The following is a 21,443-nucleotide window of genomic DNA, read 5'->3' as shown; positions in this document are numbered from 1 at the left end:
CTGGGGAGGCACCCCGCAGCCACCGCATCCCCGCCGAGGACCACCCCATGAAGCTCAGCCGCCGCACCTCCTGGTTCCTGACCGCCTTCGGCGTCTGGTCGATGATCATCTGGACCACCTTCGTCAAGAACCTCTGGAAGGACTCCGGCAACCAGGCCTTCGTGAACGGCGACCACTCCCAGCCCACCGCCTTCTTCTGGGTCCACCTGCTCCTCGCCGTCACCTCCTTCCTCCTCGGCATCGCCGTCGGCACCATCGGCGTCCGCGGCCTCCGCGCCACCCGCCGCACCCCGGCCACGGACTGAAATCCCCGTTGCCGCCACCCGGCAACGACGGAGGCCCCCGTCCGATCGGAGGATCGGGCGGGGGCCTCCGTCTTGCTCAGGCGGGGGTCAGAAGCGGCGGGTGACCAGCGCCCGCTTCACTTCCTGGATCGCCTTGGTGACCTCGATGCCACGCGGGCAGGCCTCGGAGCAGTTGAAGGTGGTGCGGCAACGCCACACGCCCTCACGGTCGTTGAGGATCTCCAGGCGCTGCTCGGCACCCTCGTCGCGCGAGTCGAAGATGAAGCGGTGCGCGTTGACGATGGCGGCCGGGCCGAAGTACTGGCCGTCGTTCCAGAACACCGGGCAGGACGACGTGCACGCGGCGCACAGGATGCACTTGGTGGTGTCGTCGAAGCGCTCGCGGTCCTCGGCGGACTGCAGGCGCTCGCGGGTCGGGTCGTTCCCCTTGGTGATGAGGAACGGCATGACGTCCTTGTACGCCTGGAAGAACGGGTCCATGTCCACGACCAGGTCCTTGAGGACCGTCAGGCCCTTGATGGCCTCGATCGTGATCGGCTTCTCCGGGTTGACGTCCTTGATCAGGGTCTTGCACGCCAGCCGGTTGCGGCCGTTGATCCGCATGGCGTCGGAGCCGCAGATGCCGTGCGCGCAGGAACGGCGGTAGGTGAGGGTGCCGTCCTGCTCCCACTTGATCTTGTTGAGCGCGTCCAGGACGCGCTCCTTCGGGTCCATGGTCAGCTGGTAGTCGACCCACACCGGGTCCGGGTGCTCCTCCGGGTTGAACCGGCGGATCCGGAAGGTGACGGTGATCAGCTGTACGCCACCGGCCTCGACCGCGTCCAGAGCGGCCGAGTGCTCCACAGTCGGAGTGCTCATCAGTACTTACGCTCCATCGGCTGGTAGCGGGTCGTGACGACCGGCTTGTAGTCGAGGCGGATGGAGGTGCTGCCGTCGGCGGCGACCTCCTGGTACGCCATGGTGTGCTGCATGAACTTCACGTCGTCACGGGTCGGGAAGTCCTCGCGGTAGTGGCCGCCGCGGGACTCCTCGCGGGCCAGCGCGGAGACGGCCAGCACCTCGGCCAGGTCGAGCAGGTTGCCCAGCTCGATGGCCTCCAGGAGGTCCGTGTTGTAGCGGAAGCCCTTGTCCTGGATGGAGACGTGCTTGTAGCGCTCCCGCAGGGCGGCGATGTCCTCGACGGCCTGCTTGAGGGTGGCGCCGGTGCGGTAGACCATCGCGTTGGCGTCCATGGTCTCCTGCAGCTCCTTGCGGATCTGCGCCACGGACTCGGTGCCGGTGGACTCGCGGAGCCGGTCGACCATGCCCTGGACCAGCGCCTCCGGGTCGTCCGGGAGCGGGACGAACTCGTTCGCGTTGGCGTAGTCGGCGGCGGCGATGCCCGCGCGACGGCCGAACACGTTGATGTCCAGCAGCGAGTTGGTGCCGAGGCGGTTGGCGCCGTGCACGGACACGCAGGCGACCTCGCCGGCCGCGTACAGGCCCGGGACGACGTCGGTGTTGTTGCGCAGGACCTCACCCTCGACGTTGGTCGGGATGCCGCCCATGGCGTAGTGCGCGGTGGGCTGGATCGGGATCGGGTCCGTGTAGGGCTCGATGCCGAGGTAGGTGCGCGCGAACTCGGTGATGTCCGGGAGCTTGGCGTCCAGCTGCTCCGGCGGCAGGTGGGTCAGGTCCAGGTAGACGTGGTCGCCGTCCGGACCGCAGCCGCGGCCTTCGCGGATCTCGGTGTAGATCGCGCGGGAGCAGACGTCACGGGACGCGAGGTCCTTCATGACGGGGGCGTAGCGCTCCATGAAGCGCTCGCCGTCCTTGTTGCGCAGGATGCCGCCCTCGCCGCGGGCGCCCTCGGTGAGCAGGATGCCCATCCGCCAGATGCCCGTCGGGTGGAACTGGAAGAACTCCATGTCCTCCAGCGGGAGGCCGCGGCGGTAGGCCACGGCCTGGCCGTCACCGGTGAGGGTGTGGGCGTTGGAGGAGACCTTGAAGAACTTGCCGGTGCCGCCGGAGGCGAACACGACCGACTTGGCCTGGAAGACGTGGATCTCGCCGGTGGCCAGCTCGTAGGCGACGACGCCGGCCGTCTTGCCCTCGTTGAGCAGCAGGTCGAGGACGTAGTACTCGTTGAAGAACTCGACGCCGTGCTTGACGCAGTTCTGGAACAGCGTCTGGAGGATCATGTGGCCGGTGCGGTCGGCCGCGTAGCACGAGCGGCGGACCGGGGCCTCGCCGTGGTTGCGGGAGTGGCCGCCGAAGCGGCGCTGGTCGATCCGGCCCTGCTCGGTGCGGGAGAAGGGGAGGCCCATCTTCTCCAGGTCGAGGACGGCGTCGATGGCCTCCTTGCACATGATCTCGGCGGCGTCCTGGTCGACCAGGTAGTCACCGCCCTTGACCGTGTCGAAGGTGTGCCACTCCCAGTTGTCCTCCTCGACGTTGGCCAGGGCGGCGCACATGCCGCCCTGGGCCGCGCCGGTGTGGGACCGGGTCGGGTAGAGCTTGGTCAGGACCGCGGTGCGGCTGCGCTGCGTCGACTCGATGGCCGCGCGCATGCCGGCGCCGCCGGCGCCGACGATGACGGTGTCGTACTGGTGAATCTGCATGGGGGGTTAACTCGCCTCTGGCCTCTGCCGATGGTCGATGGTGCTCGCGGCTCAGATGTTGGGGTCGAAGGTGAAGATCACCAGGGTGCCGAGCAGCACGGTGAAGACCGTGGCGGTACCCATGAGCCCCTTGAGCCAGAGCCGGGTCGAGTCCTTCTCGGCGTAGTCGTTGATGACCTGACGCATGCCGTTGGCGCCGTGCAGCATGGCGAGCCAGAGCATCAGGAGGTCCCAGCCCTGCCAGAACGGCGAGGCCCAGCGACCGGCGACGAAGGCGAACCCGATCTTGGAGACGCCACCGTCCAGGATCAGCATGATCAGCAGGTGGCCGAGGATCAGCACGACCAGGACGACACCGGACAGGCGCATGAAGAGCCAGGCCAGCATCTCGAAGTTGGTGCGGGTGCGGCGCGGGGTCTTCCCGGTCCGCTTGCGCGGCGGCTCGATGACGAAGGCGTCGGCGGGGTTGCCGGTGCCGATGCCCTTGCCGGTGTGCGCCTGCTTGGAGGGGACGACGATCGCGTCGGAGTAGTCCGTGGACATCAGTCAGCTCACTTCCCGAACCAGGAGATCAGCGTGTGCTGCAGGATGCCGTAGAAGGAGCCGGCCATCAGGACGACCCAGACCCCGACGACGGTCCACAGCATCTGCTTCTGGTACTTCGGGCCCTTGGACCAGAAGTCCACCGCGACGACGCGCAGGCCGTTGAGCGCGTGGAACAGGATGGCGGCCACCAGGCCGTACTCCATCAGGTTCACGAGCGGAGTCTTGTACGTCTGAATGACGGTGTCGTAGGACTCCGGCGACACTCGCACGAGGGCGGTGTCCAGGACGTGGGCGAACAGGAAGAAGAAGATGAGGACGCCGGTGACTCGATGAGCCACCCAGCTCCACATGCCTTCCCGGCCGCGGTACAGCGTTCCAGCCGGCACGGAAAAACCCTCCGGAAGCGATTGGGGGCTCGGCCGGCTTCGGTGTCGGTCAGCCCGGCCGGGTACGGTCCACCGGCCGCCAGCATCCTATCGACGCCGCGTCGGGAACCGCCTCCGGGGTACCCAGGTGTGATCAATCAGGCACTTCTGGCCTAGTGGGGCGGGAACCGGGGCCACTTCGGTCACACTGGGTGATTGCCTTGGGGCTCAACGGTGACGGGCGGCGATCGGATTCACCCGTGGGGATGAATCGGGGCCGGCCGCGCCGCCCCGGCGCGCCGGGGCGGCGCGGCCGGGGTGGCGGGGGCTCAGCGCGCTCCGGCCTCGGAGTGGGTGGCGACCAGGTGCTCCAGCCTGGTGAGGGCGATCCGCCGGAGCTCGTCCGCCGCGGTCAGCCGCTCCTCGTCCGGGTCGTTGGCCAGCCGGGTGCGGATGGAGGAGAGTACGGCGTCGAGCATCTCCTCCGGGGCGACGCCGTCCAGGCAGACCACGAAGACGTGGCCGAACCGGGCCTCGTAGGCGGCGTGGGCGGCCCGCAGCGCGGTGTGCGCGGCCTGGCTGCCGGGTGCGCGCATGCCGAGCAGCGGCTGCGGCATCCAGCTCTCGTCGGCCAGGGCCTCGGCGAGGTCCGCCGGGCGCAGGTCGTAGGAGGCCTCGCTGGCGGCGGCCAGCAGGGACCCTATGTCGGGGTAGGGCCGGTGGGCGGTGAGCCGCAGGGCCCAGCGGTGGCTGCCGCAGCAGGCCAGCAGGGCCTCCTCGGCGGCGCCGGCGTCCGCTTCGTTGAAGCGGTGCAGGCCGAGGAGGGTCGGGTCGCTGCTGGCGTCGGGCCGCTGTGACGGGATGTCGCTGGCCAGCGGGTCCTCCTCGGAGGGCGGGAAGCGGCTGGTGTGGGTGGTGGAGCAGGTGAAGTATGGGGCTGCGGAGGGGGCGCGCGGCGCCGTTCTGGCAGCCCCTCAAACGTAGTTGAGTGCTCATCAGTTGGGGAGGGCGCGCGCGGAATTCATCCGGACGAGCTATCAAGTTGTGACGTTGACACCTTCGTGTCAGCGCCCTCCCCGTACGGATCTGCTACCGGCTCAGCCGCAGCGGGTGCCCTCGGCCGGCATGGTGCCGTCGGTCAGGTAGGCGGCCATGGCGAGGTCGGTGCAGGCGCTGCCCTTGCCGAAGGCGCCGTGGCCCTCGCCCACCCGGGTGAGCAGGGTGGCCTTGGCGAAGCCCTTGGCCAGCTTCTCGGCGGAGGAGTACGGGGTGGCCGGGTCCCCGGTGGTGCCGACCACCAGGATCGGGGCGGCGCCCTCGGCGCGGATGGTGTGCGGCTTCTCCTGGGTCTTGAACGGCCAGTAGGCGCAGCCGGGCTCGGCGTAGTCGTCGACCGTGACGCCCTTGGAGAGCAGCGGCGCCTCGGTCCGCAGCCGTTCGACGGCCTGCCGGGCGTGCTCGGGGGTCGGCGCGGGGCGGGCCGCGTCGGCGCAGCTGATCGCGCTGTTGGCCTCGTCCATCGGGCTGTAGTGGCCGTCCTGGTCACGGCCGTTGTAGTCGTCGGCGAAGGCCATCAGGTAGTCGCCCTTGTCGCGCTTCATCGCCCAGCCGAGGCTGGCCCGCAGGTACTGCCAGGAGGTCTTCTCGTCCCCGTACAGCAGGGAGATGACGCCGGTCCAGGCCATGTCACGGCCGAGCTTGCGGCCGTCCTTGGTGGTCAGCGGGTGGTCGTGGAGGCCGTCCAGGAAGTCGGCGGCCTTCTTGGCGGCCTTGGTCCGGTCCGTGCCGAGCGGGCACTCGTCGGGGTGGTTGTCCACGCAGTCGGCGGCGAAGCGCTCGAAGGACTTCTCGAAGCCGACCTGCTGGTCGACGCCGTGGTCCAGGTTGTCCTGGGCCGGGTCGACGGCGCCGTCCAGGACCAGCCGGCCGGTGTTCTGCGGGAACTCCTCGGCGTAGAGGGCGCCGAGGTAGGTGCCGTAGGAGATGCCGAGGTAGTTGAGCCGCTGGTCGCCGACGGCGGCGCGCAGCACGTCCAGGTCGCGGGCGGTGTTGCGGGTGCCGACGAAGGGCAGCAGCCTGCCGGACTTGGCCTGGCAGGCGGCGGCGTGGTCGGTGGACTGCTTGACGTGGGCGGCCTTGCGCTCGGCGGGGTCGTCCGGCGCGTCCTCCTGGTTGGCGGCGTCGAGCTGCTTGTCGTCGTAGCAGACCACGGGGGAGCTGTCGCCGGTGCCGCGCGGGTCGAAGCCGATCACGTCGAAGCGGTCGTGCAGGGTGCCGGCGAAGTCCTTGGCGCCGTACTTGACCATCTCGACGCCGGAGGCGCCGGGGCCGCCGGGGTTGACCATCAGCGAGCCGATCCGCTTGCCCTGGTCGGCCGCCGCGTACTTGACCAGGGCGAGGTCGATCGCGTCGGTGGCGGGGTTCGCGTAGTCGAGCGGGACGTGCAGCCTGCCGCACCGCATGCCGGAGGTGTCGATCTTCGCCTTCTCGGCCTTGGGGTCGGCCGGGCAGTCCGCCCAGGTGATCTGCTGGCCGTAGAAGGCCTTGAGCGCCGGGTCGGCCTCGCCCTTGGGCCTGGCGGTGGGCGTCGGGGTGGCCGTCGGGCTGCCGGCGGCGGGCGCGGTGGGGCCGGAGGCCTTGTCCTGAGCCGTCGTCACGGTGTCGTTGCAGGCGGCGGTGAGCAGGAGGGTGCCGGCCGCGAGGGCGGTCAGCAGCACCCGTGGGCGGGCGGCCCGGAAGATCGTCATCGCACGTGTGTACCACTCGTGTACGACACGTGTTCGATCGGGGTGTCCTCGGGCCGCCCGCCGGAAGGGCCGGTCAGCCGCGGTGGACCTTGTGGTTGGCGGCCTGCGCCCGCGGGCGGACCACCAGCAGGTCGATGTTCACGTGCGAGGGCCGGGTGACCGCCCAGGCCACGGTGTCCGCGATGTCCTCCGAGGTCAGCGGCTCGGCCACGCCCGCGTACACGGCGGCGGCCTTCTCCTCGTCGCCGCGGAAGCGGGTGACGGCGAAGCCCTCGGACTTCACCATCCCGGGCGCGATCTCGATCACCCGGATCGGCTCCCCGCACAGCTCCAGCCGCAGCGTCGCCGCGATGGTGTGGGCGGCGTGCTTGGCCGCGACGTACCCGCCGCCGCCCTCGTAGGCGGCCAGCGCGGCGGTCGAGGAGAGCACCAGCACGGTGCCGTCACCGGTGGCGCGCAGGGCGGGCAGCAGCGCCTGGGTCATGTGCAGCACCCCGAGCACGTTCACCTCGTACATGGCCCGCCAGTCGGCCGGGTCGCCGTGCTCGACGGTCTCCGCGCCGATCGCGCCGCCCGCGTTGTTCACCAGGACGTCCACCCGGCCGACCTCGGCCGCGAAGGCGTCCACGGCGGCCCGGTCGGTGACGTCCAGCGTGACCGCCCTGGCCGAGCCGCCCCGCTCGGCGATCTCCTTGGCCAGCGCCTCGATCCGCTCGGTCCGGCGCGCGGTCAGCACCACCTCGAAGCCCTCGGCGGCCAGCCGGCGGGCGGTCGCCGCGCCGATTCCGCTGCTGGCACCGGTGACCACGGCCACCTTCTGCTCGGTCATTGCCACTCCCTGGGGCTCATCCGGTCGTTCGTCCGATCATCTCAACCGGGTGCGCGGAGCGAGCGCTCCGGTCCGGCCGTCACCCGGGCGCCGGGCGCACTGCAGGGGGGACAGCCACCGAACGGGCCTGCTGAGCGGCCGTCAACGGGCCCGGGCGTCAAGCCGGTGGCGGCCGTGACCACCGGCCAGGGTGATCGTTGCACAGGGCAAGCAACCCGGGGAAGGCGGCTGAAACGAGATGTCATACCCACCTGTCCGGCCGGTATGCGCCCATCCGGGGACTGGTTTTCCGGAAGTCGGGCCAAATCCCCCCAACGGGCCTACTCTTGGGGAGATGAACCGTCCTGAGCCCGCTCAGCCGGGCGCCACTCTCGCCGCCGCACGCCCCGCCGCCGAACTGCGCGCCCGGGTCCGGGGGCTGGAGCCCGAGCTGATCGCCTTCCGCCGTGATCTGCACCGGCACCCGGAGCTGGGCCGCCAGGAGTTCCGCACCACCAACCTGCTGCGCGACCGGCTGGTCGCGGCGGGCCTGGAGCCGCGGGTGCTGCCCGGCGGCACCGGGCTGCTGGTCGACCTCGTCCCGGCCGGCACCGCTGCGGGCGCCGAGTTCCTGGCCTTCCGCGCCGACATCGACGCGCTGCCGATCGACGACGCCAAGACCGACGTGCCGTACCGCTCGACCGTCCCCGGCCGGGCCCACGCCTGCGGCCACGACGTGCACACCTCGGTGCTGCTCGGCACCGGCCTGGTGCTGGCCGGGGCGCTGCGCTCCGGCGAGCTGCGCCGCCCCGTCCGGCTGGTGTTCCAGCCGGCCGAGGAGGTCATGCCCGGCGGGGCGCTGGACGTCATCAACGCGGGCGGGATGGACGGCGTCGGCCGGATCTACGCGGTGCACTGCGACCCCAAGGTGGAGGTGGGCCGGATCGCCCTGCGGGTCGGCGCGATCACCTCGGCCTGCGACCGCCTGGTGCTGCACCTGGACGGCCCCGGCGGGCACACCGCGCGCCCGCACCTGACCACGGACCTGGTGACCGCGATCGCCCGGATGGCCGCGGACCTGCCGGCCGCCCTGGCCCGCCGGATGGACCCGCGCTGGGGCGTCAGCCTGGTCTGGGGCCGGATCGCCTCCGGCTCCGCGGCCAACGTCATCCCGCAGCACGCCGAACTGGAGGGCACCGTCCGCTGCCTGGAGCTGGACGGCTGGCGCGAGGCGCCGGACCTGCTGCACGAGCTGATCGCCAAGCTCGCCGAGACCTACCGGGCCAAGTGGACCCTGGACTACCACCGCGGGGTGCCGCCGGTGGTCAACGAGGCGGTCTCGGTCGCGCGGCTGGAGGAGACGATGACCGCCCGGTTCGGCGGGGACGGCGCCCAGGTGGTGGAGGGCACCGAACAGAGCCTGGGCGGCGAGGACTTCTCCTGGTACCTGGAGCACGCCCCGGGCGCGCTGGCCCGGCTGGGCGTCCGGGCCCCCGGCGACACCACCGTCCGTGACCTGCACCAGGGCCGCTTCGACGTGGACGAGCGGGCGATCGGCGTGGGCGTGGAGCTGTTCTCGGCGCTGGCCCTGGAGGATGACCGGATCTGACCGTTCCGAGGGGGTTTGTGGGCGACGCGTGCGCAGGTTGTCGAGCTCCGGAGTTTCGGAACAGTTCCGTAGACTGGGCGGACCAAGTCTCGGATTCACCGTCCGCGCACGGGAAAAGGGGCTCGGGGAAGGCCGTCAGACCACGGTTTGATAACAACCCGAATGCTCCGGCAGCCCGTAACCCAACCGTGTTCTACGCGCGTTACGGTGGCGTCCGACCACGCTAATCGGGTGCGTGTGAGAAGGAGAAACTCCCTTGCGCCGTTCAATGAAGCTCGCCGCGGTTGTGCTCTCGGGTTCCCTGGGCATGGCCTCGCTCGCCGCTTGCGGCGCAAAGAGCACTGACACCAACGCCTCCTCCGGGTCTTCCGACGCTCTCAAGGTCGGCATGGCCTACGACATCGGCGGCCGTGGTGACCAGTCCTTCAACGACTCCGCCGCGCGCGGTCTCGACAAGGCCAAGGCCGACCTGGGCGTCTCCGTGACCGAGGCCGAGGCCAAGTCGGGCGAGGCCGAGGCCGACAAGGAGACCCGCCTCAAGAACCTGGTCGACGCCGGCTACAAGACCATCATCGCGGTCGGCTTCGTCTACCAGCCGGCGGTCAACAAGGTCGCCAAGGACAACCCGAACGTCAAGTTCGCGATCATCGACTCGAACGACAAGGACCAGCCGTCCAACGTCACCTCGCTGCTCTTCGCCGAGCAGGAGGGTTCGTACCTCGCCGGCGTCGCCGCCGCGAACAAGTCGAAGGCCCACCACATCGGCTTCATCGGTGGTGTGCAGTCCGAGCTGATCAAGAAGTTCGAGGCCGGTTACAAGGCGGGTGCCAAGTCCGTCGACCCGAACATCCAGGTCGAGACCACCTACCTGACCACGCCTCCGGACTTCACCGGCTTCAACTCGCCCGACAAGGGCAAGGAGGCCGCGCAGGGCCAGCTCGACAAGGGCGCGGACGTCATCTACTCCGCCGCCGGCTCCTCCGGCAACGGCTCCATCGAGGCCGTCGCCAACGCGGGCAAGTGGGCCATCGGCGTCGACTCCGACCAGGCCAACCAGCCGGCCCTGGCGAAGTTCAAGAACAGCATCCTGACCTCGATGGTCAAGAACGTCGACAACGCGGTGTACGCGTACATCGACTCGGTCAAGAAGGGCACGCCGTTCACCGGCATCAAGCTCTTCGACCTCAAGGCCAACGGTGTCTCGCTCGCCACCACCGGCGGCAAGATCGACGACATCCAGGACAAGCTCAAGGCCGCCAGTGACGCCATCACCAGCGGCGCGACCACCATCCCGACCGCGCCGACCTCCTGAGGACGGCGCGTCCCGGACGCGACCTGACGCTGCCGCCTGCCCGGTAGCGCGATGATCGACTCGATCAACGGGAGGGGCCCGGCAGGGTGCGCTCGACGCACCCCCGGGCCCCGTTCCGTCTCCACGTTTCCCCTGTCCCCCCTTGGCCCTCCGAGCGCAACGACGCGCCTCCAGACCACCAGGAGACCGCCATCACCGCATCAGACCCCGTCCCCCTGCGCAAGGACGGAACCCCCAGCGCGGGGACGGCGACCCCGGCCGTCGAACTGCGCGGCATCACCAAGCGCTTCCCCGGTGTCGTGGCCAACCACGACATCAACCTCACCGTCCGCACCGGCACGGTGCACGCCCTCATGGGCGAGAACGGCGCCGGCAAGTCGACGCTGATGAAGATCCTCTACGGCATGCAGAAGCCGGACGAGGGCACCATCGCGATCAACGGCGAGCTGTGCGAGTTCCACACCCCCGGTGACGCCATCGCGCGCGGCATCGGCATGGTGCACCAGCACTTCATGCTGGCCGACAACCTCACCGTGCTGGAGAACGTCGTCCTCGGCGGCGAGAAGCTCCACGGCATCGGCGCCAAGGCGAAGGCGAAGATCAAGGAGATCTCCGACCAGTACGGCCTGGGCGTTCGCCCGGACGCCCTGGTCGAGGACCTCGGCGTCGCCGACCGCCAGCGCGTCGAGATCCTCAAGGTGCTGTACCGCGGCGCCAAGATCCTGATCCTCGACGAGCCCACGGCCGTACTCGTCCCGCAGGAGGTCGACGCGCTGTTCGACAACCTGCGCGAGCTCAAGGCCGAGGGCGTCACCGTCATCTTCATCTCGCACAAGCTGCACGAGGTGCTCGCGGTGGCCGACGCGATCAGCGTCATCCGGCGCGGCACCACGGTCGGCGACGCCGACCCGAAGGCCGTCACCGCCCGCCAGCTGGCCGAGCTGATGGTCGGCGCCGAGCTGCCCTCCCCGGAGAGCCGCGAGTCGACCGTCACCACCACCGAGATGCTCAAGGTCGAGGGCCTGCGGATCGCCAAGACCGACGCCGAGGGCATCGAGCGCGTCGTCCTGGACGACATCTCGCTGCGCATCCACAAGGGCGAGATCCTCGGCATCGCGGGTGTCGAGGGCAACGGCCAGGCCGAACTGGTCGAGGCCATCATGGGCATGCTGCCGCTGGACGGCGGCACCGTCACCCTGGACGGCAAGGACCTCTCCGGCACCCTCACCCGGGCCCGCCGCGAGGCCGGCATCGGCTACATCCCCGAGGACCGCCACAAGCACGGCCTGCTGCTGGAGGCCCCGCTCTGGGAGAACCGGATCCTCGGCCACGTCACCGAGGAGCCCAACTCCAGCGGGGTGCTGCTCAAGCCGGCCGCCGCCCGCGAGGACACCGCGCGGATCGTCCGGAAGTACGACGTCCGCACCCCCGGCATCGAGGTCACCGCGGCCTCGCTCTCCGGCGGCAACCAGCAGAAGCTGATCATCGGCCGCGAGATGAGCCACCAGCCCAAGCTGCTGATCGCCGCCCACCCGACCCGCGGTGTGGACGTCGGCGCGCAGGCGCAGATCTGGGAGCACATCCGGGTCGCCCAGCGGGAGGGCCTGGCCGTCCTGCTGATCTCGGCCGACCTGGACGAGCTGATCGGCCTCTCCGACACCATCCGGGTCATCTACCGCGGCCGCCTGGTCGCCGACGCCGACCCGGCCACCGTCACCGCCGAGGACCTCGGCACCGCGATGACCGGTGCCGCCGCAGGCCACATCGAGTCCGAGCCGGAGGCCGTCGCCGAGGCGCAGGCCGTCGCCGCCGAGGGCACCGAGGCCGCGGCCGAGCACCCGCACACCGACACCGCCGACGACCCGCAGGCGGGGGAGTAACCCATGACCAGTCCCAACCCCGCCGCCAAGCGCAGCCTGGCGCAGCGGATCAGCGGTGAGCGGATCGTGCTCGCACTGGCGGCGCCGGTGCTCGCGGTCGTGCTCTCCGTCGCGATCTGTTCCGTCCTGCTGGCGACCTCGGGCAAGAACCCGTTCGACGCGTGGAACGTGATGATCACGTACGCCACCAAGTCGGACGGCCAGGTGAACATCCTCAACCGGACCACCACCTACTACCTGGCCGCCGCGGCCGCCGCGTTCGGGTTCCGGATGAACCTGTTCAACATCGGCGTCGAGGGCCAGTACAAGGTCGCCGCGCTGTTCGCGGCCTTCGTCGGCGCCCAGGTCGACCTGCCGGCGATCATCCAGATCCCGCTGCTGCTGGTCACCGCGATGCTGGTCGGCGGCCTGTACGCGAGCATCGCCGGTCTGCTCAAGGTCTACCGCGGTGTCAGCGAGGTCATCTCGACCATCATGCTGAACTCGATCTCGCTCGCGATCGTCGGTCTGCTGCTCGTTCCCGGCATCTTCGCCCCGAAGGTCAGCGGCACCAGCAACTCGATCCAGACCGACCCGGTCTCGCAGTCCAGCCACTTCTTCAGCATCCCCACCGCCGGTGGGAACCTCTGGGGCTTCATCTTCGTCGCCGCCCTGGTCGGTGTGGTCTTCCAGTTCACCCTGACCCGCACCCGCTTCGGCTTCGACCTGCGCGCCACCGGCCGCTCGGAGTCCGCCGCGACCGCGTCCGGCGTGAACGTCAAGCGCATGGTGGTCATCTCGATGGTGGTCTCGGGCGCCATCGCCGGTCTGATCGGCCTGCCCGAGCTGCTGCAGAACTCGTACTACTACGGCCAGAGCTTCCAGCCCGGCCTCGGCTTCCTGGGCATCTCGATCGCCCTGCTCGGCCGGAACAGCCCGATCGGCATCGCCTTCGCGGCCCTGCTGTTCGCCTTCCTGGACGCCACCGGCTCGCAGCTGCCGCTCCAGGGCGGGTTCCCCTTCGAGATCGTCGACGTCATGAAGGGCACCATCGTCATCTGCGTCGTCGTCGCGTACGAGCTGGTGCGCCGCTACGGCTTGAAGCGCCAGCAGCAGAAGGTCGGCGCCCAGCTCGCCGCCCAGGCCGCCGCAGCTAGCAACAAGGAGGTTGCGGCATGAGCCAGAACTTTACGGCCGATTACTGGAAGAGGGTCGTCTTTCCGCTCGGAGAGCCCACGGGCAAGCCCGCGAAGAAGCGCAAGCTGTCCTGGCCCGTGGTGCTCCTGCTGATCGCGGGCGCCCTGGTCCTGTTCGCCGCCGTGGGCATGGCCACCGGCAACCACTCGCTGACCTCCTCCGGTCAGGTCGCCGCGGCGCTCGGCTCCGCCGTGCCGATCGGCATGGCCGGTCTGGGCGGTCTCTGGTCCGAGCGGGCCGGTGTGGTCAACATCGGCCTCGAAGGCATGATGGTCGCCGGCACCTTCTGCGGCGCCTGGGCGGGCTACCTGGTCAACCCGTGGGTCGGTCTGCTGGCCGGCATGCTCGGCGGTGCGCTGGGCGGTCTGCTGCACGCGGTCGTCACCGTCACCTTCGGCGTCGACCACATCGTCTCCGGCGTCGGCATCAACCTGCTGATCCCCGGCATCTGCGCGTACGTCAACCGGATCTACTACAAGGACTACATCTCGGCCGGTGCCGGGGCGAACCAGTCCCCGCCGGCGGACCCGCTGCCGTACATCACCGTCCCGGGGCTGTCCTCCGGCTTGAAGACCATCGAGAACCACCACTGGTTCCTGGTCTCCGACCTCGCCGGCGTGCTCGGCGGTCTGGTCACCAACCTCTCGGTGGTCGTGGTGCTGGCCGCCGTGCTGATCGTGGTCAGCTACTTCCTGCTCTGGCGCACGGTGTTCGGCCTGCGGCTGCGCTCCTGCGGTGAGAACCCGACGGCCGCCGAGTCGCTGGGCGTCAACGTCTACAAGTACAAGTACCTGGCGGTCATCGCCTCGGGCGCCTTCGCGGGCCTCGGCGGTGCGTACCTCTCGCTGGTCGCCGCGCACTTCTACAAGGACGGCCAGACCCTGGGCCGCGGCTTCATCGGCCTCGCGGCGATGATCTTCGGCAACTGGATGCCCGGCGGCCTCGCCATGGGCGCCGGCCTGTTCGGCTTCACCGACAGCCTCCAGCTGCGCGACCCGGAGTCGGTGCACGTGCTGATCCTGGTCGTCTCGATCGCGATGGCGCTGTTCGCCCTGTGGCAGCTGTACCGCCGCAAGTACACCGCGACCGTGGTCTCCTTCGTGGTGGCCGGCGGCCTCGGCGCCTGGTACGCGCTGACCGACGAGGTGCAGCGTCCGCTGATCGTCGCCACGCCGTACCTGATCACCCTGGTGGTGCTCTCGCTGGCCTCGCAGCGCCTGCGGATGCCCAAGGCCGACGGTCAGGTCTACCGCAAGGGCCAGGGCAAGTGACGGCCCCCGCGGTCGACTGGGAGCGGCTGCGCGAGGCGGCGCGCGAGGCCATGGGCCACGCGTACGCCCCGTACAGCAAGTTCCCGGTCGGCGCGGCGGCGCTGGTCGACGACGGTCGGCTGGTCAGCGGCTGCAACGTGGAGAACGCCTCGTACGGGCTCGGGCTGTGCGCCGAGTGCGGGCTGGTGTCCGCGCTGCACGCATCCGGCGGCGGCCGGCTGGTCGCCTTCACCTGCGTCGACGGCGCGGGCGAACTGCTGATGCCGTGCGGGCGCTGCCGCCAGCTGCTGTACGAGCACGGCGGACCGGGACTGCTGGTCGACCTGGCCTCCGGCGTGAAGCCGATGAGCGAGGTCCTGCCCGACGCGTTCGGCCCGGAGCGGCTCTAGCTTCGGCAATTGTTACGCGCGTAGAGTGTCGCGAGTGGGCCGGAACCCGGTCATCTCGCGGCACTCTTCGCATTTCCACGCATCTTCTCGACGCATCTGTACGACGCATCTGAAACCCCTCTTGGAGCACGCATGGACGCCATCTCCGTCATCAGGACCAAGCGCGACCGCGGCGAGCTGAGCGACGCTCAGATCGACTGGGTCATCGACGCCTACACCCGTGGCGAGGTCGCCGACGAGCAGATGTCCGCGCTGGCCATGGCGATCCTGCTGAACGGCATGAAGCCGCACGAGATCAGCCGCTGGACCGAGGCCATGATCCGCTCCGGCGTCCGGATGGACTTCTCCTCGCTGCCGCTGCCCACCAGCGACAAGCACTCCACCGGCGGCGTCGGCGACAAGATCACCCTCCCGCTCGCCCCGCTGGTCGCCGCCTGCGGCGCCGCCGTCCCGCAGCTGTCCGGCCGCGGGCTCGGCCACACCGGCGGCACCCTGGACAAGCTGGAGTCCATCCCCGGCTGGCGCGCCCTGCTCTCCAACGACGAGATGATGGACGTGCTGCGCGACGCCGGCGCGGTCATCTGCGCGGCCGGCGACGGCCTCGCCCCCGCCGACAAGAAGCTGTACGCGCTGCGCGACGTCACCGGCACCGTCGAGGCCATCCCGCTGATCGCCTCCTCGATCATGTCCAAGAAGATCGCCGAGGGCACCGGCGCGCTCGTGCTGGACGTCAAGGTCGGCTCCGGCGCCTTCATGAAGAACCTGGACGACGCCCGCGAGCTCGCCCGCACCATGGTCGGCCTGGGCACCACCGCGGGCGTCAACACCGTCGCCCTGCTCACCGACATGTCCACCCCGCTCGGCCTCACCGCCGGCAATGCGCTGGAGGTCCGCGAGTCGATCGAGGTGCTGGCCGGCGGCGGTCCTGCCGACGTCGTCGAGCTGACCCTCGCCCTGGCCCGCGAGATGCTCGCCGCAGCGGGCGTGCACGGCAAGGACCCGGCCGACGCGCTGCGCGACGGCTCCGCGATGGACCACTGGCGCCGCATGATCGCCGCCCAGGGCGGCGACGTGGACGCCCCGCTCCCGGTCGCCCGCGAGCAGCACGTCATCCCGGCGCCCGCCTCCGGCGTGCTCACCGAGCTGGACGCCTACGCGATCGGCGTCTGCGCCTGGCGCCTGGGCGCCGGCCGCGCCCGCAAGGAGGACCCGGTGCAGGCCGGCGCCGGCGTCGAGATGCACGCCAAGCCCGGCGACACCGTGGTGGCCGGCCAGCCGCTGCTGACCCTGCACACCGACACCCCCGAGCGCTACGACTACGCCATCGAGGCGCTCGCGGGCGGCATCACGGTCTCCCCGGAGGGCACCGCGTTCACCCCGAACCCGATCGTGCTCGACCGCATCGCCTGACCGTGGTCGTGAACAGGTCCGCCCGCCGGTGCTCACCGCCGGGCGGACCTGCGCTTCCACCGGTCAGGGACGGCCGAAGATGTCGTGGGTGCCGATCCGGCGCCAGACGATGTGGGGTTCGCCGTCCTGGACGGGCACCCCATAGCTGAACGTGGCGCGGCCGTCCGGAGCCCACGTCATCTCCCACACGTCCGGGTGGCCCTGCATCTTCTTCACCCGAAGGCCCCGACGGAAGCCCCGTCCGGCGTGGAGGTCGGCGACGAACTGGGCCACCGCGACGAGGAACGCGGTCTTCTGCGCGGCGGTCAGACTCTTCCAGTCGCGCAGGAAGTGGGCCAGCGACTCATACGTCGGCACGTCGCTTGATCTCCCCCACGTCCAGGCCGGCCTCGTCGGCGAGCGACTGCAGGAAGGTGTCACCGTCCTGGAACACCTCGCCCCGCTCGCCCGCCGCGATCGCCTCGTCGACCTCGTGCTCTTTCTGCTGCCAGGCAGCGCTCCAGAACCATGCCTGGTCGTCCGGGATGACGGAGGCGGGGGTCAGGACGATGCGGCCGTCCTCCACCGCAACCACCAGCTGGTCACCCTCTTGGAGGTCCAGCTGCTCTCTTATCTCCTGCGGGATGGTGACCACGCCCTTCTTCCGCACGGGCGTGGACACGAGGTGGGGACGGCGCCGGCGCTTGAGGTCTGCCATGAGGAAAGTCTACCTCGCAGAAAGTCTGCCCAATCTTGCTCGCCGGGCTGTGTGCGCCTGGTGGGTGGCGTAGAGGGTGACGGCGGCGGCGAGGGCCATGGCGGTGAGGCCGACGGTGGCGGCGCCGGGCCAGCCGGTGGAGTGGTAGGCGTCGGCGCCGAGGGTGCCGCCGAGGCTGTTGCCGAGGTAGTAGGCGATCAGGTAGAGGGCGGAGGCCTGGGCGCGGCCCTCGGTGGCGGTGCGGCCGACGGCGGCGGAGGCGGTGGCGTGGCCGGCGAAGAAGCCGGCGGTGATCAGTACCAGCCCGAGCAGCGCGCAGACCAGGGAGTCGGCGAGCGAGAGCAGCAGCCCGGCGGCGGTCACGCCGATGGCGACGTAGAGGGTGCCGCGGCGGCCGAGCCGGCCGGAGAGGCGGCCGGCCGCGGCGGAGGTGCCGGTGCCGACCAGGTAGACCACGAAGATCGAGGCGGCGACCGACTCCGGCAGGTGGAAGGGCGCGGCGATCAGCCGGTAGCCGACGGTGTTGTAGACCGCGCCGAACACCGCCATGAACAGCATGCCGAGCGCGTACAGCCGCACCAGCAGCGGGTTGCGCAGGTGCCGGCCGACGGTACGGGCGAGCGCGCGGGCGTCCACCGGGGCCGGGGTGAAGTGCCGGGCGGCGGGGATCAGCAGCCGGAAGGCGAGCGCGGCCAGCAGGGCGAGGGCGGCGGAGGCGGCGAGGCCCCAGCGCCAGCCGAGGGCGGCGGCGGTCCAGCCGGAGACCAGCCGGCCGCCCATGCCGCCGATGCTGTTGCCGGCCACGTACAGGCCCATCGCGGAGGCCAGCGCGCTGGGGTGGACCTCCTCGGCGAGGTAGGCCATGGCGGTGGCGGGGAGCCCGGCGAGGGCGGCGCCCTGGAGGACGCGCAGCGCGACCAGGGTGGTGAGGCCGGGCGCGAGGGGCAGGGCGACGGCGAGGGCGGAGGCCGCGAGGACGGAGGCCGTCATCACCGCGGTGCGGCCGTACCGGTCGGACAGCGCGCTGGCCGGGAGCAGCCCGAGGGCGAGGCCGAGGGTGGCGGCGGAGGCCGTCCAGCTGGCCTGGCCGGGGGTGAGGTCGAGGTCGGCCGAGAGGACCGGCAGCAGGCCCTGGGTGGAGTAGAGCAGGACGAAGGTCGCGACCCCGGCGGCGAACAGGGCGAGGTTGGCGCGGCGGAAGCCGGGTCCGCCCGGGCGGTGGCGGTCGTCCCGGTCGAGGGTGTGCGCGGCGGAGGCATCCGGGGTGCCCGCGGATGCCCTGGTATCGGAGGGCTGCATGGCATCGACGCTAGGCCCGGCACGGTTGATGCGTCCAATGCATGAAGAGTGGATGATCGATGCACTGGCGTATGGGTCGAGGTGGGACGGGGATGGCCGTGGCGGATGTGTCGGACGGAGCGGAGCAGCCGTACCGGGCGGCCGAGTTGGGGCCCCGGGAGCCGGCCGTGCTGCTGGCGCCCAGGCTGGCCCGGTTCGCCGCGGTGGCCCGGCTGGAGCACGTGACCCAGGCGGCCGCGCTGCTCGGGGTGCCGCAGCCGACGCTGTCGCGCGCGGTGTCCCGGCTGGAGGCGGAGCTGGGGGTGGAGCTGCTGGCCCGTCAGGGCCGGACGGTCCGGCTGACCAGGGCGGGCCGGCTGCTGCTGGCCTCGGTGGAGCGGGCGCTGGCGGAGCTGGAGCGGGGCGCGGAGGCGGCCCGGGCGGAGGCGGACCCGGCGGCGGGGCGGGTGGCCTTCGGCTTCCTGCACACGATGGGCCCGGACGCCGTCCCGGCGCTGCTGCGCGGCTTCCGGGTGGCGCACCCGAGGGTGCGGTTCCAGCTGGTGCAGGACTACGGCATGGCGATGCTGGAGCGGTTGCGGGCGGGCGAGTTGGACCTGTGCCTGGTCGCGCCGCTGCCGGACGACCCGGCCTTCACGGCCCGCCCGCTGGACGAGCAGCGGCTGCACCTGGCCGTCCCGGCGGACCACCGGCTGGCTGGGCGGCGGCGGATCCGGCTGGCCGAGGTGGCCGAGGAGCCGTTCGTCGGGCTGGAGCAGGGCTACGGGCTGCGCATGATCACGGACGGCTTCTGCGGGCAGGCCGGCTTCGTGCCCCGGCTGGCCTTCGAGGGGGAGGAGACCGAGACCCTGCGGGGGCTGGTGGCGGCCGGGCTGGGGGTGGCGCTGCTGCCGCCGGCGCTGGTGCCGCGGCCCGGGGTGGTGGAGCTGGAGGTGACCGCGCCGCGGACCCGGCGGGCGATCGGGCTGGCCTGGGCGACGGGGCGGCCGCTGACACCGCCGGTGGCGGCGTTCCGGGACTTCGTGCTGTCCCGGCGGGGGCGACTGCTGCACCACGACTGAGGTGCGGGGCGCGGACGACTGCGGTGAGGGGCGCCACGACTGAGGTGGGGGCGCAGCGACCGCGGTGGGGGGGCGCACCGCGGTGGATTTGGCGGATCCTATGGACCGGGCGGTGGAATTCCGGTCCTGCTTTGGACCATCCGGTGGTGTTCCCGGTGGTGGGTCTACGCGCGTAGGGGCTATATTTCCGCAATGGAGAAGCAGATCCCCGTCACCACCGCGGGCACCGGCCCGCGCATTCCCACCCCCGACCAGATCCGCCGCGCGCCGAAGGTCCTGCTGCACGACCACCTCGACGGCGGACTGCGCCCCGAGACCGTCGTCGAGCTCGCCGCCGCGAACGGCTACGAGGGACTCCCCACCACCGACGCCAAGGAGCTCGGCGAGTGGTTCCGTGAGGCCGCCGACTCCGGCTCGCTGGTCCGCTACCTGGAGACCTTCGCCCACACCTGCGCCGTCATGCAGACCCGCGAGGCCCTGATCAAGGTCGCCGCCGACTGCGCCGAGGACCTGGCCGCCGACGGCGTCGTGTACGCCGAGGTCCGCTACGCCCCCGAGCAGCACCTGGAGGGCGGCCTGAGCCTGGACGAGGTCGTCGAGGCCGTCCAGGAGGGCTTCCGCCTGGGCGAGGCCAACGCCCGTGCGGCCGGCCACCGGATCCGCATCGGCACCCTGATCACCGCGATGCGGCACGCCGCCCGCTCGCAGGAGATCGCCGAACTGGCCAACCGCCACCGGGACTCGGGCGTCGTCGGCTTCGACATCGCGGGCGCGGAGGCGGGCTACCCCCCCACCCGCCACCAGGCCGCCTTCGACTACCTCAAGGGCGAGAACAACCACTTCACCATCCACGCGGGCGAGGCCTTCGGCCTGCCGTCGATCTGGGAGGCCCTGCAGTGCTGCGGCGCCGACCGGCTCGGCCACGGCGTGCGGATCGTCGACGACATCACGCTGAACGAGGACGGCACCGTCGAGCTGGGCCGGCTGGCCGCGTACGTGCGCGACAAGCGCATCCCGCTGGAGATGTGCCCGACCTCCAACCTCCAGACGGCGGCGGCCGCTTCGTACGCCGAGCACCCGATCGGGCTGCTCAGCCGGCTGAAGTTCCGGGTCACCGTGAACACCGACAACCGGCTGATGAGCGGTACCAGCATGAGCCAGGAGTTCGGACACCTGGTGGACGCCTTCGGCTACACCCTGGGCGACATGGAGTGGTTCACGGTGAACGCGATGAAGTCCGCGTTCCTGCCCTTCGACGAGCGGCTGGCGATGATCAACGACGTGATCAAGCCGGGCTACGCCGAGCTCAAGGCGGAGTGGCTGTTCAGCGTGGGCACCGCCGGCAGCTGAGCCGACGACCCGCCCCTGCGGTCGGATGAACGCGGCTTCCGGGCACGGAAGTTGGCGTTCATCCGACTACTCACTCGAGTGAGTGAACGCCCTTTGGTTCTCACGCGATCCTGTCACTACGGTGTGCCAGTCAATGCTGACAGGCCGTGGCGGCAATCGCCCGTCCGCCGCCCCGCGCGATGTCGGCCACCGACGAGGACTCAAGGGGACGAACCATGAAGCAGGCTCTCAAGGCCGCCGGTACCGCGGCGCTCGGCATCGCCATCGCAGCGGTCGGCGCCGGCACCGCCTCCGCGGCCGGCCAGGCGGCCGGCGGCCTCGGGCTGCCCACCGGCGCGGTGACGAACCCCGCGGTGACCGGTGCGGTCACCGACACCGCGGCCAAGCTGCCCGGCGGCGACAAGGTCGCCGGCACCCTCGGCACCCTGACCCCGAGCGCCGGTCAGGCCGCTCCCGCCGCCGACGCCGCTCCGCTCGCCGGCGTCACCCAGCAGCGTGGCGCCGTCCCGAGCGTCCCCGGCCTGGACAAGACCCCCGTCGGCGGGCTGACCGGCGCCCTGCCGCTGCCGGGCCTGACCGGCTGACCCCGGCCGCCGTACGGCGACGGGCCGCCCGCCC

Annotated in this window: 21 protein-coding genes; 11 read left to right on the top strand and 10 right to left on the bottom strand. The window is 71.1% G+C overall.

Annotated elements, in window-relative coordinates:
- The first annotated feature begins 47 nt into the window (after positions 1–47).
- Positions 48–305, top strand: coding sequence for a hypothetical protein (locus AB0F71_RS24660; RefSeq protein WP_360238091.1), 258 nt, complete (start codon positions 48–50; stop codon positions 303–305).
- Between the two features lie 87 nt (positions 306–392).
- On the opposite strand, the gene AB0F71_RS24655 is transcribed toward AB0F71_RS24660, so the two are convergent.
- From AB0F71_RS24655 to AB0F71_RS24625, 7 genes are all read right to left on the bottom strand, one after another.
- Positions 393–1,163, bottom strand: coding sequence for a succinate dehydrogenase iron-sulfur subunit (locus tag AB0F71_RS24655; protein WP_360238089.1), 771 nt, complete (start codon positions 1,161–1,163; stop codon positions 393–395).
- The gene (gene sdhA / locus AB0F71_RS24650; RefSeq protein WP_360238087.1) at positions 1,163–2,905 is read right to left on the bottom strand and encodes a succinate dehydrogenase flavoprotein subunit; all 1,743 of its coding nucleotides are present in this window, start codon (positions 2,903–2,905) and stop codon (positions 1,163–1,165) included. The genes AB0F71_RS24655 and sdhA overlap by 1 nt, the downstream gene beginning before the upstream one ends.
- Before the next feature lie 51 nt (positions 2,906–2,956).
- The gene (gene sdhD, locus AB0F71_RS24645; protein ID WP_360238085.1) at positions 2,957–3,448 is read right to left on the bottom strand and encodes a succinate dehydrogenase, hydrophobic membrane anchor protein; all 492 of its coding nucleotides are present in this window, start codon (positions 3,446–3,448) and stop codon (positions 2,957–2,959) included.
- An 8-nt stretch (positions 3,449–3,456) separates the two neighbouring features.
- Complete coding sequence (gene sdhC, locus AB0F71_RS24640; protein WP_033332398.1) at positions 3,457–3,837, bottom strand: succinate dehydrogenase, cytochrome b556 subunit; 381 nt, start codon at positions 3,835–3,837, stop codon at positions 3,457–3,459.
- Positions 3,838–4,145: 308 nt separating this feature from the next.
- Positions 4,146–4,586: a 2-oxo-4-hydroxy-4-carboxy-5-ureidoimidazoline decarboxylase gene (locus AB0F71_RS24635; RefSeq protein ID WP_360238175.1), complete on the bottom strand. Its 441-nt coding sequence runs from the start codon at positions 4,584–4,586 to the stop codon at positions 4,146–4,148.
- 327 nt (positions 4,587–4,913) lie between these two features.
- Positions 4,914–6,563: an alpha/beta hydrolase gene (locus AB0F71_RS24630; RefSeq protein ID WP_360238083.1), complete on the bottom strand. Its 1,650-nt coding sequence runs from the start codon at positions 6,561–6,563 to the stop codon at positions 4,914–4,916.
- A gap of 73 nt (positions 6,564–6,636) precedes the next feature.
- Positions 6,637–7,392 carry an SDR family oxidoreductase gene (locus AB0F71_RS24625; RefSeq protein ID WP_360238081.1) on the bottom strand — a complete coding sequence of 252 codons (756 nt, stop codon included), beginning with the start codon at positions 7,390–7,392 and terminating at the stop codon, positions 6,637–6,639.
- A gap of 334 nt (positions 7,393–7,726) precedes the next feature.
- On the opposite strand from AB0F71_RS24625, the gene AB0F71_RS24620 reads away from it, so the two are divergent.
- The 7 genes from AB0F71_RS24620 to AB0F71_RS24590 all read left to right on the top strand — a co-directional run bounded on the left by AB0F71_RS24620 (position 7,727) and on the right by AB0F71_RS24590 (position 16,418).
- The gene (locus tag AB0F71_RS24620; RefSeq protein WP_360238079.1) at positions 7,727–8,980 is read left to right on the top strand and encodes an amidohydrolase; all 1,254 of its coding nucleotides are present in this window, start codon (positions 7,727–7,729) and stop codon (positions 8,978–8,980) included.
- 256 nt (positions 8,981–9,236) lie between these two features.
- Positions 9,237–10,292, top strand: a complete 1,056-nt coding sequence (locus AB0F71_RS24615; RefSeq protein ID WP_360238077.1) for a BMP family ABC transporter substrate-binding protein — start codon at positions 9,237–9,239, stop codon at positions 10,290–10,292.
- A gap of 215 nt (positions 10,293–10,507) precedes the next feature.
- Positions 10,508–12,172 (top strand): ABC transporter ATP-binding protein, encoded by a 1,665-nt coding sequence (locus AB0F71_RS24610; protein WP_360238173.1) that lies wholly within the window; start codon positions 10,508–10,510, stop codon positions 12,170–12,172.
- 3 nt (positions 12,173–12,175) lie between these two features.
- A complete protein-coding gene (locus AB0F71_RS24605) occupies positions 12,176–13,330 on the top strand; it encodes an ABC transporter permease (protein ID WP_360238075.1) in 1,155 nt (384 codons plus the stop codon).
- On the top strand, positions 13,327–14,619 hold the full coding sequence (locus tag AB0F71_RS24600; RefSeq protein ID WP_360238073.1) for an ABC transporter permease: 1,293 nt from the start codon (positions 13,327–13,329) through the stop codon (positions 14,617–14,619). The genes AB0F71_RS24605 and AB0F71_RS24600 overlap by 4 nt, the downstream gene beginning before the upstream one ends.
- The gene (locus AB0F71_RS24595) at positions 14,616–15,008 is read left to right on the top strand and encodes a cytidine deaminase (protein ID WP_360238071.1); all 393 of its coding nucleotides are present in this window, start codon (positions 14,616–14,618) and stop codon (positions 15,006–15,008) included. The genes AB0F71_RS24600 and AB0F71_RS24595 overlap by 4 nt, the downstream gene beginning before the upstream one ends.
- A gap of 132 nt (positions 15,009–15,140) precedes the next feature.
- On the top strand, positions 15,141–16,418 hold the full coding sequence (locus AB0F71_RS24590) for a thymidine phosphorylase (protein ID WP_360238069.1): 1,278 nt from the start codon (positions 15,141–15,143) through the stop codon (positions 16,416–16,418).
- 63 nt (positions 16,419–16,481) lie between these two features.
- Here the strand turns inward: AB0F71_RS24590 and AB0F71_RS24585 are convergent, their stop codons facing one another.
- Genes AB0F71_RS24585 through AB0F71_RS24575 form a run of 3 tightly spaced genes read right to left on the bottom strand, consistent with a single transcriptional unit; the run spans position 16,482 to position 18,414 of the window.
- Positions 16,482–16,775 carry a hypothetical protein gene (locus AB0F71_RS24585; RefSeq protein WP_360238067.1) on the bottom strand — a complete coding sequence of 98 codons (294 nt, stop codon included), beginning with the start codon at positions 16,773–16,775 and terminating at the stop codon, positions 16,482–16,484.
- Positions 16,762–17,115, bottom strand: coding sequence for an AbrB/MazE/SpoVT family DNA-binding domain-containing protein (locus AB0F71_RS24580; RefSeq protein ID WP_360238065.1), 354 nt, complete (start codon positions 17,113–17,115; stop codon positions 16,762–16,764). Before AB0F71_RS24580 ends, AB0F71_RS24585 begins: the two co-directional genes overlap by 14 nt.
- A 9-nt stretch (positions 17,116–17,124) precedes the next feature.
- A complete protein-coding gene (locus AB0F71_RS24575; RefSeq protein ID WP_360238063.1) occupies positions 17,125–18,414 on the bottom strand; it encodes an MFS transporter in 1,290 nt (429 codons plus the stop codon).
- A 92-nt stretch (positions 18,415–18,506) separates the two neighbouring features.
- Here AB0F71_RS24575 and AB0F71_RS24570 point away from each other — a divergent pair, with 92 nt between their 5' ends.
- The 3 genes from AB0F71_RS24570 to AB0F71_RS24560 all read left to right on the top strand — a co-directional run bounded on the left by AB0F71_RS24570 (position 18,507) and on the right by AB0F71_RS24560 (position 21,409).
- Positions 18,507–19,475, top strand: coding sequence for a LysR family transcriptional regulator (locus AB0F71_RS24570; RefSeq protein WP_360238061.1), 969 nt, complete (start codon positions 18,507–18,509; stop codon positions 19,473–19,475).
- A gap of 192 nt (positions 19,476–19,667) precedes the next feature.
- Positions 19,668–20,825 (top strand): adenosine deaminase, encoded by a 1,158-nt coding sequence (locus AB0F71_RS24565; RefSeq protein WP_360238059.1) that lies wholly within the window; start codon positions 19,668–19,670, stop codon positions 20,823–20,825.
- Positions 20,826–21,040: 215 nt separating this feature from the next.
- A complete protein-coding gene (locus tag AB0F71_RS24560) occupies positions 21,041–21,409 on the top strand; it encodes an ATP-binding protein (protein WP_360238057.1) in 369 nt (122 codons plus the stop codon).
- The last annotated feature ends 34 nt before the right edge of the window (positions 21,410–21,443 follow it).

It is taken from the genome of Kitasatospora sp. NPDC028055 (genome assembly GCF_040637885.1).
Lineage (GTDB): Bacteria > Actinomycetota > Actinomycetes > Streptomycetales > Streptomycetaceae > Kitasatospora.
Note: the sequence above shows the minus strand (reverse complement) of the source record. Positions and strands in the feature narration are given on the sequence as shown.